The organism is uncultured Winogradskyella sp. (assembly GCF_963975125.1).
Lineage (GTDB): Bacteria > Bacteroidota > Bacteroidia > Flavobacteriales > Flavobacteriaceae > Winogradskyella.
This window is the reverse complement of the sequence record NZ_CAXBGB010000028.1, coordinates 14,897-32,444: the sequence shown is the minus strand read 5'-3', so window position 1 is coordinate 32,444 and position 17,548 is coordinate 14,897. Positions and strand designations below refer to the sequence as shown.

The 17,548-nt window shown below is 32.3% G+C and carries 6 protein-coding genes; 1 reads left to right on the top strand and 5 read right to left on the bottom strand.

From position 1 onward, the window contains the following. Positions 1–282: 282 nt before the first annotated feature. Complete coding sequence (locus tag AAC053_RS05860; protein WP_339754001.1) at positions 283–516, bottom strand: DUF1456 family protein; 234 nt, start codon at positions 514–516, stop codon at positions 283–285. A gap of 308 nt (positions 517–824) precedes the next feature. Here AAC053_RS05860 and AAC053_RS05855 point away from each other — a divergent pair, with 308 nt between their 5' ends. Next, positions 825–1,226: a TerB family tellurite resistance protein gene (locus tag AAC053_RS05855; RefSeq protein ID WP_339753999.1), complete on the top strand. Its 402-nt coding sequence runs from the start codon at positions 825–827 to the stop codon at positions 1,224–1,226. Between the two features lie 160 nt (positions 1,227–1,386). Here AAC053_RS05855 and uvrB read toward each other — a convergent pair whose 3' ends face one another. The 4 genes from uvrB to AAC053_RS05835 all read right to left on the bottom strand — a co-directional run bounded on the left by uvrB (position 1,387) and on the right by AAC053_RS05835 (position 17,385). After that, positions 1,387–3,393 (bottom strand): excinuclease ABC subunit UvrB, encoded by a 2,007-nt coding sequence (gene uvrB, locus AAC053_RS05850; protein WP_339753996.1) that lies wholly within the window; start codon positions 3,391–3,393, stop codon positions 1,387–1,389. 60 nt (positions 3,394–3,453) lie between these two features. Then, a complete protein-coding gene (locus AAC053_RS05845) occupies positions 3,454–5,802 on the bottom strand; it encodes a choice-of-anchor L domain-containing protein (RefSeq protein WP_339753994.1) in 2,349 nt (782 codons plus the stop codon). A gap of 77 nt (positions 5,803–5,879) precedes the next feature. Further along, positions 5,880–12,383, bottom strand: coding sequence for a choice-of-anchor L domain-containing protein (locus AAC053_RS05840; protein ID WP_339753993.1), 6,504 nt, complete (start codon positions 12,381–12,383; stop codon positions 5,880–5,882). Positions 12,384–12,558: 175 nt separating this feature from the next. After that, entirely contained in the window at positions 12,559–17,385 is a 4,827-nt protein-coding gene (locus tag AAC053_RS05835; protein WP_339753991.1) for a choice-of-anchor L domain-containing protein, read from the bottom strand. Positions 17,386–17,548 lie beyond the last annotated feature (163 nt).

Here is a 17,548-nt window from a genome sequence, read left to right as displayed (position 1 = left end):
TAAAAAGGTAATAATAAAGTCCTATTTATTATCTTGTTTGTTATAATAAGAATCCTTAAATAGATAAAAAGTAGAAATTTATAGATGGATATTAGCAGTAATGTTTACAATTTCTTTATCAGAGTGAATTAATTTCAGTATTTCCTTGTCATTGGGCCTCTAATTTTGAATGGTATATGTTTTTTATAACTTTAAGCTAATAGTATTTTTTTAGCTACAAAGGTTATCGTATCAATACATTATGCATACAAAAAGCAACTAATTGTTGCTCTTTTTTTTGTTTTAATTTTCTTTCTTCGGCATTGGACCTCTTAGATGAATAATTAATCCATTGAGGAAGTTTCTTAAAATTTGGTCACCACACTCCATATACTTAGGATGGTCTTCATTTCTAAACATGGCATTGAGTTCACTTTTTGAAATTCTAAAGTCAACAAGAGTCAATATTTTTACAATATCGTCATCTCTTAATTTGTGAGCAACTCTTAGTTTTTTGAATATGTCGTTGTTAGTCATGTTTACTTTTTTTAGAATTGTTTGATACGGTTAACAAAGTTGTTTTTAAAAAATCTAATTCTGTAATTATAGCATTAAATGCCGTAAACTCTTTATATGCAGCTATTTGCGTATTTTTTTCAATAAAAAAAGAGGGATAAAAAACAATCAAAGAGGCTTCGATCTCGTGCTGCAATTGATGTTTTACGTTGATAAACGTTTAAAAAGCCCGACCAATTACGTTCAATTTTTCGACAAGATACATTATATCAACGACAATAAAATAATCTATCTCTTTAACTTTACATTAAAATAATTCCCTCTCGATAATGATTAACCGTGTTGAAAAATTGAGCTTGCTTTCTGAAATGATTGCTTTCGCTCAAACAGACGATAATATAAAGACCATAGAGTATAACTTTTTATTTAGCATTGCTAAACAATTAGATGTATCTAAAGAAGATTTTGAATATCTTTTTATGCATCCTGTAAACTATGTTCATTTAAAGACTCATAGTGAGCGTATTGTGCAATTTCATAGATTAGTACTTTTGATGAATTTAGATCATAAAGTATCTCCTAAGCAATTAGTTAAAATTCATAATTTTGGATTACGAATGGGATTAAGCCATGAGTCTATAAACAGAGTTTTAGATTTAATGGATAGTTTCCCTAATAAAATTGTACCACCAGATTTTTTAATTGACATATTTAAGGTTCAGTATAATTAAGTGAAACTCAAAATTTAAAAGCCTGAAGATGAATTAAATTTGGTAAGTTGAACTTATTCCGCTGCATGGCGAAATCTTATTATAATTAGTGTTGATTTTCCTTTCTTAATGTTAACATTTCTCCCTAATCAAAACACCCTCAAGGGGACACTACTCATAATCATTTCACTTTCAACTTCTCAAGCTTACTTTGGTATGCAGTTATCTCATCTCTAAATCGAGCAGCTTCCATAAAGTCTAGAGCTTTTGCGGCCTGTTCCATTAGTTTACGCGATTCTCTTATTTTTTTTTCGAGTTGATTTTTTGTTAAGTACTCACTCTCTGGTTCTGCTGCTATTTTTGCGTCTAATTCTGTTCTGTATGTACTTACTGAGTTTTTAGATAATGCACTATCTAAACTTTTGTTTAATGCTTTTGGAACTAAATTATGTTTTGTGTTATATGCGATTTGCTTTTCTCTTCTATATTCGGTTTCATCCATAGTTTTTTGCATGCTTTTAGTGATTTTATCAGCATACATAATGGCTTTACCATTTAGATGTCTTGCAGCTCTACCTACAGTTTGAGTCAATGATCGTGCAGAGCGTAAAAAGCCTTCTTTATCTGCATCAAGTATAGCTACCAAAGATACTTCTGGTAAGTCTAAACCTTCACGAAGCAAATTAACACCAACCAAAACATCAAAAACACCTTTACGCAGATCTTGCATTATTTCTACACGTTCTAATGTATCTACATCACTATGTATATAACGACAACGAATAGCTATACGCGTTAAATATTTTACCAATTCTTCAGCCATTCGTTTTGTTAATGTAGTAACTAAAGTACGTTCGTCTTTTTCTACTCTATTTTGAATTTCTTCTATTAAATCATCTATCTGATTTAAACTTGGTCGCACTTCAATAATAGGATCTAACAATCCTGTTGGTCTAATTACTTGCTCAACATAAACGCCATCTGTTTTTTGCATTTCGTAATCAGCAGGAGTTGCACTAACATAGATGACTTGATTTTGCAAGGCTTCAAACTCCTCAAACTTTAAGGGTCTGTTATCCATCGCTGCTGGTAAGCGAAAACCATAATCTACTAGGTTTATTTTTCTACTTCTATCTCCACCATACATAGCATGTACTTGGGAAATAGTAACATGACTCTCATCCACGACCATTAAAAAATCATCAGGAAAATAATCGAGTAAACAAAAAGGTCTGGTTCCTGGAGCTCTTCCGTCTAAGTATCGCGAATAATTCTCAATACCAGAGCAATAGCCTAACTCACGTATCATCTCTAGGTCAAATTCCGTGCGTTCTTTTAAACGTTTTGCTTCAAGATGTTTACCTATTTCCTTAAAGTAATCGTGCTGTTTTACCAGATCATCTTGAATATCTTTTATAGCTCCATTTAAAACATCTGGAGAGGTGACAAACATATTAGCAGGATAGATGTTTAAACGATCATAACGTTCTATAATTTCATTTGTTCTAGCGTCAAAAGCTTCAATTTCTTCAATTTCATCTCCAAAAAAGTGAATTCTAAATGCGTTATCTGAATAACCAGGAAATACATCTACGGTATCTCCTTTTATTCTGAAGTTTCCATTTTTAAATTCGGCTTCAGTACGTGAGTATAGAGATTGAACTAATTGATGTAGCAATTTGGTTCGTGAAATGACTTGATCACGTTCAATCCCAATTACATTTTTTTGAAATTCAACAGGGTTTCCAATACCATACAAACAAGAAACTGATGCAATTACAATAACATCGCGACGACCAGAGAGTAGAGAAGACGTTGTACTTAAACGCATTTTCTCAATTTCTTCATTTATAGATAAATCCTTTTCTATATAAACACCAGAAACAGGAATGTAAGCTTCGGGTTGGTAATAATCGTAATACGATACAAAATACTCAACAGCATTATCAGGAAAGAATTGTTTAAACTCAGAATATAATTGCGCTGCTAAAGTTTTATTATGCGCCAAAACCAAAGTTGGTCGCTGCACTTCTTCAATAACATTGGCAACCGTAAAGGTCTTACCAGAACCAGTAACACCTAAAAGTGTTTGGTACTTTTCTTTACTGTTAATGCCATCTGTTAATTGCTTTATGGCTTGTGGTTGGTCTCCTGTAGGCTTAAATTCAGATTCAATTTTAAATCTCATAAAGTAAAGTTACAATATTGTATTTGTCATTCCTCAATTGATGCGGAATCTAATTTTAGTTTAACGCCTCAACGCAAAATGACCAGTATAAGTCTTACCATCTAAAAATTTGGCAATAAACCAATAATCGTCGCTAGGTAATTTGTTTCCATTGAGACTTCCGTCCCAACCTCCACTAGGTGTAGTTTGTTCTGTTATAAGCTTTCCATAACGGTTAAAAATCTGCACAGTTTCAATTAAATTAAATTGTGTATTAGTGCCAATTACTCGCCATGTATCATTTTTAGTATCGCCATTAGGAGTAAAAAATTTCGGGAAGCCTAGAACTGAAATGGTTTCTTCTATAATACCACAGCCGTTTCTATCTCTCACATAAACCGTATGTAACCCTTCAGGAATATTAGTAAACACATTACTTTCTTGATAGAACCCGTTAATATCATCTAAAGCAAAGTCATAAACACCATAGCCAGAAATATTAATAGTAACTGTATTCATAGGGTCTATGCCTTCTATAATAACACTTTCAATAGTGGCAGTTTCTGATGGATTTACAGTTATTGTTCTGCTCGATGAGCAACCATTAGGATCCGTTACAATTACGGTATAAATACCAGCTTCGTTAATATCATTAAATAGTGTAGTTACATCTGTGAGTGTACCATTAAAAAACCACTCATAGTAATAGTTGTTTGGTAAATCATTTTGCACTTCTCCAAAAATTGTGATGGTCTCTGGGAATGTGTTTAGACAATATATGAATGTTTCATCATCGATTAAAACTGGAGTATATAATACATTGAGGTTAACAGTAGAGATACTAAAACACTGATTGTTATTTTTGATTTTTACGAATAGAGTTTGAAAATCGGCTATTATATTATCATAGATATTTGGTAATTCATCTGTTTCACTAAAAGCATTAGCTTCAGTTTCAAAATACAAGACTTCTGCATTTGTTGGGATTTGATTTTGTATAGATGCTTCAATATTTGTTAGCTGAAATTCTGCAAAACCATCATTATTACTACCGTCACAAGCTTCTAAATCAGGAATATTAAGAATAGCATTAGAAGTCTGAAGTTCTAACTCAGCAATTGTAAAACAATTTGCAGGATTAATAATTCTGGCAAAAACCATTTGAAAAGGTATAGAATTTTGAAAATTTGTTGGTATAGTAATTGGATTGACATTGTCTAGAGCATCAGGTTCAGTTAAGAAAAAATCTACAACCGTTAGAGAACCATCATTATTAGTCAAATCATTTGAGGCATTAAATAAGTTATAGGTTGTTAATTCATCTTGATTAACATCGCATTCGATTAAAGTAGAATTAATACCAATTGGCAAAGGTGCATACTCAATGACTATTTCACCATAGGATATACAGCCGTCTGCCAAACCAACTTCGACCGTATAAGTACCAGATTGTGTTACAGTATATATTCCACAATTTAAACATCCACTAGGAGTAGTTTGTACCAAGATATCATCTCTATACCAATCGAAAGAAGGAGTGCCAGATTCATTTGTAGTTAAGTCTAGGGTTTCACTCCCACATAATGAATTCCCAGTTGCAATAAGCCTACTTGGTCCCAAATCTGAAGATAACTGAAAACTACCAGCTTCTAAAAACACAGCAGAATCATACCTATAATTTTGTTCATCTGCAATGACCAGCTTTACATGGTAAGATTGATTAGGAGCTACATTAGCTGTAGCTGTTAAAACAGCAGTTTGTCCATTGAAGTTAATCGGTGAATTAACACCATTGTAACTGCCAAAATACGTTTCGTTTTCTGGAGGGCAACTTCCAGGTACACCTGGTGTTACAGTTGTCGCTTTTACAGGTGTTGTTGTATCTGGTACTAGCGCAATATTTTCATATTGGTTTTGCCCAGCAGTAGGGCGAATTAAAAACCCAAATAAATCTGAAAATTGACAGCTATTAGGATTGTTTTCTTGATATTCTTCTGAAGCAAAAATATATCTAAAACTAACTTGTGATGCTACTGAAGTAAAATCGAATTCTAGAATGGTCGCATTAATAGTATTGGTTTCGTCTAATGCCATTTCTAGATCAGCATCTCCTTGCCAGTTTGAAGCATTATCATCACTTAAACTGTTATTAGGTCCTGGCACATTGGTTAGTTTTCCTGTACTTAAAACAATACCGCTTTGAAAAGGGAAAGTCGTTGCTGTTGCATCAAAAAAACCATAACTTTGATCTGTACCGTTAAAATCACCACCAACAACATTTGTCATGGTGATATTAGTAATACAATCACTATCAATTAAAATATCTTCAATGAGTTGTTGTGGAGTATAGGTTTGGCTATCTACTGTAATATTCTGAGAATATGTACATAGAGAAAATACTAGGGCAACCAATACTAATATTTTTTTCATTACTAATATAAGGGAAAGCAAAGATAAGCATCAAAACTAAATTAAAATTTAAAAAAGATGTTAATGTTAGCTTATAACTAACGCCTTAGCGCAAAATGCCCTTTAACTTCAAAGGCAACATTTCCTTGTCTTATTTCTGCTAGAAACCAATAATCGCTAGCTGGCATGTTATTTCCATTGTAGGTGCCATCCCAACCTCGTGTTTCAGATCCGAGTTGTTTTATAAGTTTCCCATAGCGATCAAAAACATAAATAATACTGCCAGGTAAAGTCTCAATGCCTGTTATATGCCATGTATCATTTTGTGTATCGTTATTCGGTGTAAAGAATTTAGGAGCATCAACTACAACCACTTCTTTAGTCACTTCTGCACAACCATTTAAATCTATAATAGTTATAGTATGGTAACCTAAGGCTACATTTTCAAAGACGTTAGATTCTTGTGGATCTCCATCATCTAAAATATAGAGGTAATTACCAATACCACTAATGGTTATTGTAATATTATTAGGGTCCGAAAAGTCAACGGTTTCTGTGAGATCTATTGTTGCAGATTCTGATTCTGTAACATTAAATGTACTTGTGGTGACACAGCCAAATTCAGATGTAACAGTTACTGAATACGAGCCAATTTCGGTAATTTCAATTTCGGGTGTGATCTCGTTAGTAGACCATAAATAACTGTCTGACGACGTAAAAGTTTCAGCAGTAACTAACAAAGGTAAATTATCGATGCACACTACTTGATCTGGAATGTTTACGAAAGGTTTACGATTTATTAGAGTTGAAAACTCTACAAGACTATAACAGCCTGTTATATTATTTTCAACACGAGCGGTTATGATTTCGCTATTAAAGGCATTATATGAATTAGACTCAATAGCATCTATACCTTCTTCGGCAAGCAGATTATTATTATAATAGCTAACTGTATAATCACTTTGACTTTGGCTTCCTAATATTGTAGGTGTTTGTACTGTTAGATTAAACTGTAACATACCGTCAAAATTATCATCACAGTCTATCAAGTCATCTGGTTGATTAGCCATTGGCAACGGATTTACTCTAAGCTCAAAAGGATATACGTAATAGCAATGAGTTGTACTTAATTCTACACGAGCATAAATAATATCATTTGTACTTGTGTAAATATAATTTGTGTCTAGACTATTTTCATTAGCAATTGCATCGGTTTCAGATATAAAATAATTAAAGAGAACATTGAAACTTGTATCTACAATAACATCACTTATAGTGTTTAAATTAAAACTATTTGTCTCGTTTTCACATATATCAAAAACTTCGAAGGCATTTGTAGCTGGTGGCAGATTAACATGTAATTCTAAAGGTATAGATGTAAAACAATTAGCAACGGTGTTAAACACTTTTATATAGACGGTTTGTGGATTACTTAAATTTGAGTAGTTTTCTGGATTTAAAATAGGATTACTATCTGTCTGCAAATCATCAAGCGATTCAAAATAACTGATAATATTATCTGGATTCGTAGTCACAAATAGATCTTCTTCTGCAGAAGTTAAATTAAATTGAGTAATAGCATTATAATCGGTATCACATTCTACAAGTGGTTGAGGTATATTTGGATGTGGATTTACAATTAATAAAAAATCGGTTAAGCTATAACAACCAGTGATATTATTTTCAATTCTAACGGTTATGAGTTGTTGGTTAGATGCAGTAAATAATGATCCAATTGAATTCTCTCCGTTTGCAGCCGCTGTTGGATTTAAATAATATGTTACTGTAAATTCATCTGGACTTTGTAAGCCCAATACCGAATTGGTTTGCGACTCAATATCAAAAGCCTCTAATCCATTATTGCTCTCATCATCACAAGCCTCCATGTCATTAGGTTGATAAGCAATAGGAAGCGGATTTATTTGAAGTGTAAAATTATAAACATAAAAACAGCCTGTATTTGCATCTTCTATTCTTACAAAAATGATGTCATTTATACTTAAATATGTATAATTGATAGCTAATGGATTATTATTGCTTTCTGCATCATTGTAGTTGTTATAATAAGAAAAAAGGACGTTGGTTGTATCATCTACTAATACGGATTCTATTTCGGTAAGATTAAAACTACTCGTAGTATTGTCGCAAATTTCAAAGATTTCAAAAGCATTAATTGGTGGTGGCAAATTAGTGTTAATCTCTAAAGGTACTGTTGTGTAGCAGTTTGCAGAATTATTAAACACTTTTATATAGACCGTTTGCGGATTGCTGAGATTGGTATAAATTGTTGGTGACACAATTTGATTACTATTAGCATCTAAATCTTCAATAGTTTCAAAATATGAAATTGAAACATTACTTGGAATTGTTGCATATAGATCTATTTCAGCTGTAGTGAGATTAAAGCTATTTATACCGTCGTAATCCGTATCGCAAATTGTAATAGGATTTACAAATGAAGGTGCAGGATAAACTATAGTATTAAATTCTGTAGTGGAGTAACATCCTGTATTACTATTTGTAACTCTTACAAATATAGTTTCATTGTTTTGGGCATTATAATCTTCTGGTAACATGTTTTCACCATTTTCAGCATCACTTAATGAATTGTGATAGCTTACTAAGAAAATACTCGAATTCTGTCCTTGTAGCACATCTGAGTTTTGAGAGGTTAAATTAAAAATCTCAAAGGTATCATTGGTAGTGTCATCGCATGCTTCTATATCTGTTGGTAGATTGGCAATTGGTAATGGGTTTATAATTAACTCAAAAGGATAAGTGACAAAGCAGCCAGTTGCATCATAGGCTATTCTCGCAATTATTGTATGAGATGAAGCTGTGTAAATAAAGTTTGTGTCTAGAGGACTGATGGCATTATTTGCATCAGATTGATTACTGTAATAACTAAAATTGACACCTGTAGAGTTATCCGTAATTAAATCATTAATAGTTAGAAGATTAAAATTTGATGTAACATTATCACAAATTTCAATAGACATAAAATCATTAATAGTTGGTGGTAGGTTAACGATTAAGTTTAATGGAATAGAGACAAAACAATTACTAATAGTATTGTTTACTTTAACATAGACCGTTTGCGGATTTGCAATATTATCGTAGTTCTCTGGATTTAAAATAGAATTTAAATTTGTTTCTAAATCTTCAGCAGATTCAAAATAAGATACTTCTATATTATCTTGCCTTACGTCTAATATTTCTACTTCAGAAATGGTTAAGTCCCAATTTAATACACCATCATAATTATCATCACAGCGTTCTATAGGTGCCACAGAATTTACAACAGGAGCAGAGATGATATTAATATCAAAAGTCGAAATTCCGAGACAATAATTACCATTATCTACTCTAGCAAACAACTGTTGAGGATTTGTGGAATTCGTATAATCTAAGGCTACTGAATTTAGATTATTGTTGGCATCAAATTCACTATTATGAAATGTAATAACTAAAGTTTCTGGGCTTCCATTGACCATTTCAGTTATAGTCTCATTTAAATCAATGGTTACAATACCGTCATTACTTATATCATCGCAAATAAAAATACTTACAGCAGGATTGTAAATAGGAAGCGACCCTACTTCTATCTCAAAAGAAGATGTGCCAAAACAATTTGGATCTGTAAAACTTTCTACTCTAACATAAATAGTCTGTGGACTAGAGGTGTTTTGATAATTAGAATATTTATCTATTGGGTTTGTGCCAGCAATAGCATCTGCTTCAGTCTCGTAATACAAAGCTTGTTTGTCTGGTTGTCCATTGAGGATTTCAGGATCCTTTAAGTAAAATAAAAAATCTGCAATACCACTAATATCTGCTTCGCAATTTTCGAAATTAGAAATAGGTATAAATTCTGGTAATGTATTTATATAAACATAAAAACCAGAAAGGCTATAACATCCTGTTGTTTCATTCTCTACCCGAACATAGATATATTGAGATGTTGTTGTATAATCTGTAGAATTGGTAATTTCATTTTCACCATTGATTGCGAAACTATAATTGTTATAAAATGTAATTTCAAAGCCAGCAGTTGTTGTAGTTATTTCTGGGATTTTAGATTCTAAATTTACTATAGAAATTCCATCATCGTCATTATCACAAACAACAATGGGATTAGGATACATAATTTCTGGTGCGCTTACAATGTTAATTTCTAAAGTAGAAATATCGTAACATTTGGTTTGTGCATTTGTAACTCTTATAAATACTAATTGTGGATTGGACGAATTGTAAACATAGTCTGGTAGTATATTCTCGTTATCAATTGCGTCTTGTTCTGTGAGGTAATATTTTACATTAGCAGCTGGTACACCTTGAGCTGCAACGGCATCAAAAGTATCCATAATTAATGTTGTAAAACCATCATTATTTTCATCGCAATAATCTACACTTTGAGGTTCTAAAATTATAGCTGGTGCTATTTCTAAAACTACAGTTACAAACTCAATACAATCATCATTTGTTACTAAAGCGTAAATTGTAGTTCCGTTGTCTGAAACAGTAAAAGGAACGGATTCATCTAATGAGTTTACTTCATTATCTCTATCGGCTTCGGTTGCATAAAATACGGTTTCAAATTCACTATAACCGTCCTCTAATGCATCTTCAACTTCATTTAAGTCAAAATTTTCTATGCCATCGTTAGACACGTCGTCACAAACCACAAATGCTTCTAAAGAAAAGCCAGACTGAATAATATTAGAATGTAGTTCTAATTCTGTAACTGTATAACATCCTGTAGTTTCATCTTGAACACGTATATATATTACTTGAAAATCGGGAACATTATTCTCATAATTTTCAGGATCTGTAATTGGGTTTAAGTTGTTTTGAGCATCATATTGAGATTCATGAAAACTAACACTCAAATCTGTAAGCCCTTGAAGTATATTATCAATAACGGCTGTTAAATCGAAACCCTCAAAGCCATCAGTATCTTGTTCGCAAGAATTAATCCATTGTATTTCTTGATTAATTGCTGGACTATTCTGAAATTCAACATTAATTGTAGTGGTAGAGTTACAGCCAGTAGTTGCGTTATAAATTCTCACATAAAGTGTCTCTGATATGTTAAAATTTGCATAAGGTGAAAATATTGGGTTTATACCAAAATCTGCCTCTGGTTGTGAATAGTGATAGGAGACAAAAAGATTAGTATTTCCATCTATTATCTGGTCATTAGCAACAGTTAGGTCTACAAAGGTATAACCATCTAATGTAGAATCTTGACATGCTACAATTGGATCGGGATCCACATATTCTGGTTTTTCATTTACAACGAGATTAAAGGTAGAAAATGCTAAGCAACCATTTACAGTATCTTCAATACGAACAAAAATTGGTTGAGGAGAACTTGTGTTTTGTAATGAGCTAGTTATTGGGTTTGCATTATTCTGAGCATCATCTGCGGTATTATGATAGCTTATATTATAACTAGATGACGGCACAGAAGCGAGTACCTCATTATTTTTTAGCGTTAAATCAAAATTTTCTACACCATCATTAGAATCGTCATCACAATAAATAAAATCTGAAATAGCAGTAGAGGATTGCTCTGTGTTTAAGGTGATTTCAATGGTGTCTTCAATTACACAAGATGTTTGATTGAGTTGAATTGTAATTTCAACTTTATAGCTACCAGAAGAAACAGCCTCTAGAACTGTGCTATTTTCTCCGTCTATTGCTATATCATTTTGAAACCATTGGTAAGATGCTTGTGTATTTTGTATGTCAGCATTTAGCATTACAGATTCTCCGCAAGTTGTAATATCTGGTCCTAAATCTACGCTAGCATTAAAACTGTTTCCTTCAATGAACACAGCCGAGTCAAAATTTTCGTCATTTTGGTCTGCAATTACTAGTTTAATTTCATATTCTATATTTGGCTGAATTGCCGCAGTAGCTGTAAGAACAACAGTTCTACCATTGTAATTTGTGTCGCCAATATTATAACCCTCAAAAAATGATTCATTTTCGGATGGGCAAAACCCTTCTATCTGATCATGTATAGTACTCGTATTTACAGGTGTTGAGGTGCCAGGAATTATAGCAATATTAGTATATGGGTTAGAAGTGCCAGCTTCTCTAATTAGAAAAGCAAAGCCATCAGAATAAAAACATGGATATTCTTGTTGGTATTCTTCGGATGCCAATATATAATTGAATTGAATTTGGTTGGCAACCGATACAAAGTTGAATTGTATAGACGTAGCATTTTGCGTTTGGTCAATACCCAAAGCGTTTTCTAGGTCTAGGTCCGTTTGCCATATATCATCACCTTCATTTAACGGACTTGTATTTATTACATTACCAGCAGAGTTAACATTACCTGTGGTTATAACAATCCCATTCTCAAAAGGAAAACTTGAACTACCGCGTTCAAAATATCCGAAACTCGAAAACCCATTTATAGTTCCATTAACAGGAGAAGAAATATTTGAAATTTCTACACAGTTTTGTCCTAAACTTCCTTGAACAAGTTGTTCTATAGGCAAGGAGTCGTCTGTTGATATTTGTTGAGAACAAACACTATACGAACAAATAATACTAATAATAAATGATATACTAAATTTATACTTCACAGATTGGTTATGAAAAATTAAATAGGTCTTCCTATTTTAAGGATTTAAATAACAGCAATTTAGGTGAGAAAAAAATAGAAAAAAATACCCATTACTAGGGATTTTAAGCGATAAGTTACATAATTAGTAGGCTGAATTACTATTAGTTAAAAATGTAAGCGCTAGATTATATGTATTATCGCTTTAAAGTAAAATGTCCTTTTACTTCAAATGAGATATTACCGCGTTTAACATTAGCAACAAACCAATAGTCACTTGTTGGCATTTCAATACCATTATAAAAACCATCCCAACCTGGAGTATTAGTTCCCAATTGTTTTAGAAGTTTACCATAACGATTAAAAATATAAATTATGGTTCCTGGCAGTGTTTCTACTCCAATAATGTGCCATGTATCAAAAGCACCATCATTATTTGGTGTAAAGAATTTTGGTGCATCTATTACTAAAACTTCTTTGGTTACATTGGTGCAGCCATTTAAATCTATGATTGTAACTGTATGATAACCCATAGCTACATTTTCAAAAACATTAGACTCTTGAGGCTCAAAATCATCTAATTGATAGAGGTAATCACCAATACCACTAATGGTAACGGTTATATTATTTGGGTCCGAGAAGTCAACAATTTCAGTAACTTCGATGGTCGCAGCTTCAGATTCTGATACTCCAAAAACGCGAGTATTTTCACAACCAAATTCAGAAGTTACTGTTACCCAATAGGTTCCTATATTTAGGATTTCTATTTCGGGTGCGGTTTCTCCTGTTGACCATATATACTGATCTGTAGGATTATTTGTGTTTGCAGAAACCATTAATGGTAGATTATCTAAACATATAACTTGATCTTCAATATCTATGACTGGTAGAGGATTTATAACTACTGAGAATTGAGTAATACTATAACAACCAGTACTGTTATCTTCTACACGCACATATATAATCTCGCTATCAAAGGCCATGTAATTTGTCTCTAAAGCAGAATTGTCTTCTTGTGCTTGTAGTTCGGTATTATGATAAGTAACTGTAAATAGAGTAGGACTTTGACCATTTAAAATACTAGAGTTTTGTTGTGTTAAATCAACGTCTAACAATCCGTTAAAATCATCATCACATGCCATTAAATCATTTGGTAGATTTGCAATCGGTAAAGGATTTACATTAAGGTTAAATTCATATATAAGATAACAATGTGTTGTACTAAACTCTACACGCGTAAAAAGGATATCACTATTTGTTTGGTATGTATAATTTGTGTCTAATGCGTTTGTGTTTGTATTGGCATCTACTTCATTAGTAAAATAATTAAATAGAACATTAAAACTTTCGTCCATTAATGCTGCATTGATTTCGTTTAAATTAAAGCTATTATTGTCATTAGCACATATATTATATGTCATAAAATCATTAATAGGAGGTGGCATATTTACAATTAAATCAATTGGTACTGTAACGTAGCAATTAGATATTGTATTTGTAATCTTAATATATACAGTTTGTGGGTTACTAACATTAGTATAAGCTTCTGGATTTGAAATTTGATTTGTATTAGACTCTAAGTCATCAAAACTTTGAAAGTATGCAATTTCAATATTGTCTTGCCTTACATCCAAAATTTCAATTTCTGTTGTTGTTAAATCAAATTGAGTTAGCCCGTCACTATCATCATCACATTCCGTAATAGGTGAAGATTCATTTACGTCTGGTACTTGTACTACATTTAATTCAAAAGAAGTTATAGAATTACAAATTGTTCCATTATCAATTTGCACAAAAATTTGCTGAGGGTTTACCGTATTTGTGAATTGTAGAGGTAAGGTATTAATGCTATTTTCTGCATTAAATTGTGACGTATAAAAAGTTACAGATAAATTGTCTAAAACACCTTCAGAAACCTCGGTTACTTTAGTGGATAAATCAAAAATTTCATAGCCATCATTACCTAGGTTGTCGCATACAAACCAATCTGTAGGTGTATTAAATATTGGGTTTGTTCCGACTTCGATTGTAAAATTAGATGTGCCATAACAATCTTGATCGGTTACATTTTCTACTCTAACATAAATTAATTGTGGATTCGTTGTATTTTGATAAGATAAGGTCTTGTCAATTACGTTTACACGATTGTCTGCATCAGTTTGGTTTAAGTAATAAGAGGTTTGTTTTCCTGTTTGACCATTTAAAATTTCAGCATCTTTTGTATTAAAGATAAAACCACCAAAACCATCACTATTGTCTTCACATATTTTATAATTGTTTATTGGAATGAAAACAGGAAGCGTGTTAACTATTATAGATAATGTCTCTGTAGAATGACAACCTGTTACCGAATTTTCTACTCTTATAAATATAGTTTCAGTTTGCGAATTATATACCGCTTCATTTGTTATTGCATTACTATTATTATCGGCATCTACTTGGCTATTGTGAAAACTAATAATGCGTTCATTTGTATCTGTTACTATTTCAGTAACTACGTTTAATAAATTTACTTGTGAGAATCCATCTTGGTCATCATCGCAAATAACAATTTGAGAAGGTGCAGAAGAAATAGGCGCTTCTAAAACAGTAATTTCAAAGGAATTGATATCAAAACAACCTGTGACAATAGATTGAATTCTAGGGAAAACCGTAAATGGGTTTGAAGTATTAGTATAAAAACTTGGTAATGGGTTTGTATTTGTATTGGCATCACTTTCAGACCTAAAATAGGTAACTGTAAAATCTGTAAGCCCATTGGTAACTAAAATATTAAACTGTGATAAATCTGTATTTGTAAATCCGTCTTGGTCTTCGTCACAAACAGTTTGATTTGGAATAGACTGAAACTCTTGAATAGGAACTAAAATTAAATTTATATCTGCAACATCTATACAAGTTAAACTAGATAGCTCTAAATAAATTGTTTGTGGATTGCTTGCAGGAGTATAAGGAACAGATTGATCAATCGGATTTGTTTGATTATCTCTATCATCTTCCGTTTCATAAAAAACAACTGTAATATCTTCAAGTTCGTGTACGATACCCAAAGCAATACTTTCAAAACTAAACTCTTCTATACCGTCATTATCAATATCACATAACGAAACATCGTTAATGTTTGTAGCCGTTAATAATAAGTTAGTATGAATTTCAATTGGTGTAATAGAAGCACAGCCTGTAGTGTTATTTTCTACTCTAATAAATACAATTTGTTCGTTAATATTTATATTAGCATAGTTGGTGTCGTTGGCTATTGGGTTAGTACCAGAAAGAGCATCTTCAATGCTTACGTAAAAAGTAACGGTTACTCCTGTTAAGCCTTCTAGGACTTCTGGTATTATAGATGTTAAATCGAATTCTGCAAAACCATCGTGATCGGCATCACAAGCATCTATATAATGATTATCGGTATTTATAGTCGGATTATCTAAAACAGAAATTTCTAAAGTTGTTGTACTAATGCAACCCGTTTGTGTGTTTATAACACTTACAAAAACTTGTTCGTTTGTATTTATATTTACATAAGGCATTGGTAGCGGATTGCTGCCAGATACGGCGTTTATTTCAGAGCTATGATAGGTGACGACAAGATTAGCCTGACCGCTAGTTATTTCATCATTCTTAACATTTAGGTCTATAGTTGTAAATCCGTCTGCCGTTTGATCATCACATACCATTAATGGGCTAGGATCTACAATTGATGGTAATGGATTTACAATTAAATTTATAGTTGAAAAAGCTAAACAACCATTGTCAGTGTCTTCAATTCTTGTATATATAATCTGTGGATTTGTAGTATTTTGAATTGGATTGTTAATGGCATTTATGCCATTTTGAGCTTCTACATCTAAATAGTGATAAGAAATTGTATAATTTGAAGTTGGTACAGAGGCTAATACTTCTGAATCTTTAGTAGTTAAATCGAAGATTTCGATACCATTATTACTTAAGTCATCACACAATTCAAAATCTGAAATTGGATCAGACGACTGTGTTGAGCTTAATGTAATAGTAACATCATCTCCAATAATACAAGTAGATCCAGACAGAGGGATTTCAATTTCTACACGATAATTTCCGGTTTGTACAGCGTTAAATAATGGTTGTGTAGCTGCAGGTATTAGACCACCATTAAAGAACCAAGAATAAGTAGCTTGTGGGTTTTGAATATCACCATTTATAATAACATTACTTGCGCAAGTTGTTAAATCCTCGCCTAAATTTACGGAAGCATTAAAGCTATTACCTTCAATAAATACTGCCGAATCATAGTTTTTATCTGCCTGATCTGCAATCACCAATTTAATCTGATATTGCACATTAGGTTGAATATTTGCTGTTGCAGAAAGTACAGTAGTTCTGCCATTATAGTTGGTGTCACCTACATTATAACCTTCAAAATATTGTTCGTTTAAAGCATCACAAAATCCTACAATTTCATCGTGAACAGTGTTGGTGTTAACAGGAGTTGTAGTTCCTGGAATCAAAGCAATATTAGTATAAGGGTTGTTTGTACCTGTTTCTCGAATTAAAAAGGCAAAACCGTCTGAATATTGACAGGGAAAATTACCAAAGTATTCTTCTGAAGCAAGTATATAATTAAATTGTATTTGGTTAGAAATGGAAGAAAAATTAAACTCTATTGATGTAGCATTTAAGGTGCCTGTAATACCCAGAGCAGATTCTAAGTCACTATCAGTAGTCCAAGTGTTATCTCCAGCGTTTAAAATAGTATTGTTTTGTCCGTTACCTGCTGAATTGGCGTTCCCTGTTGCTAAAACTATTCCATTTTGAAAGGGAAAACTAGACGCTCCTCGCTCAAAATATCCAAAACTACCTAAACCAATCGAACTTCCATTTGAAGGTGAAGAAATATTTGATACTTCTACACAGCCTTGAATAAGTGTGTTTTCTACGAGTTGTTGAGGTGAAACGGTATTATCTACTGTAATCTGTTGCGCGTAACTTATGCTACAAAAAAAGCATAAAATTAAGCAGAGGGTACGGTTAATACAATCCATAAGTTTAGGTTAAGTTTAAAAGTTTAAGATTAGGGTAGATTTGGGACCAACACTAACTTGTACTCTAATGTGTGTGAAAAGTAAAGAAATTAAAGATGAAATACAATAAAACACGACACAATACATAAAATGTTAACATTTGAAACGATATTTGAATCATTCG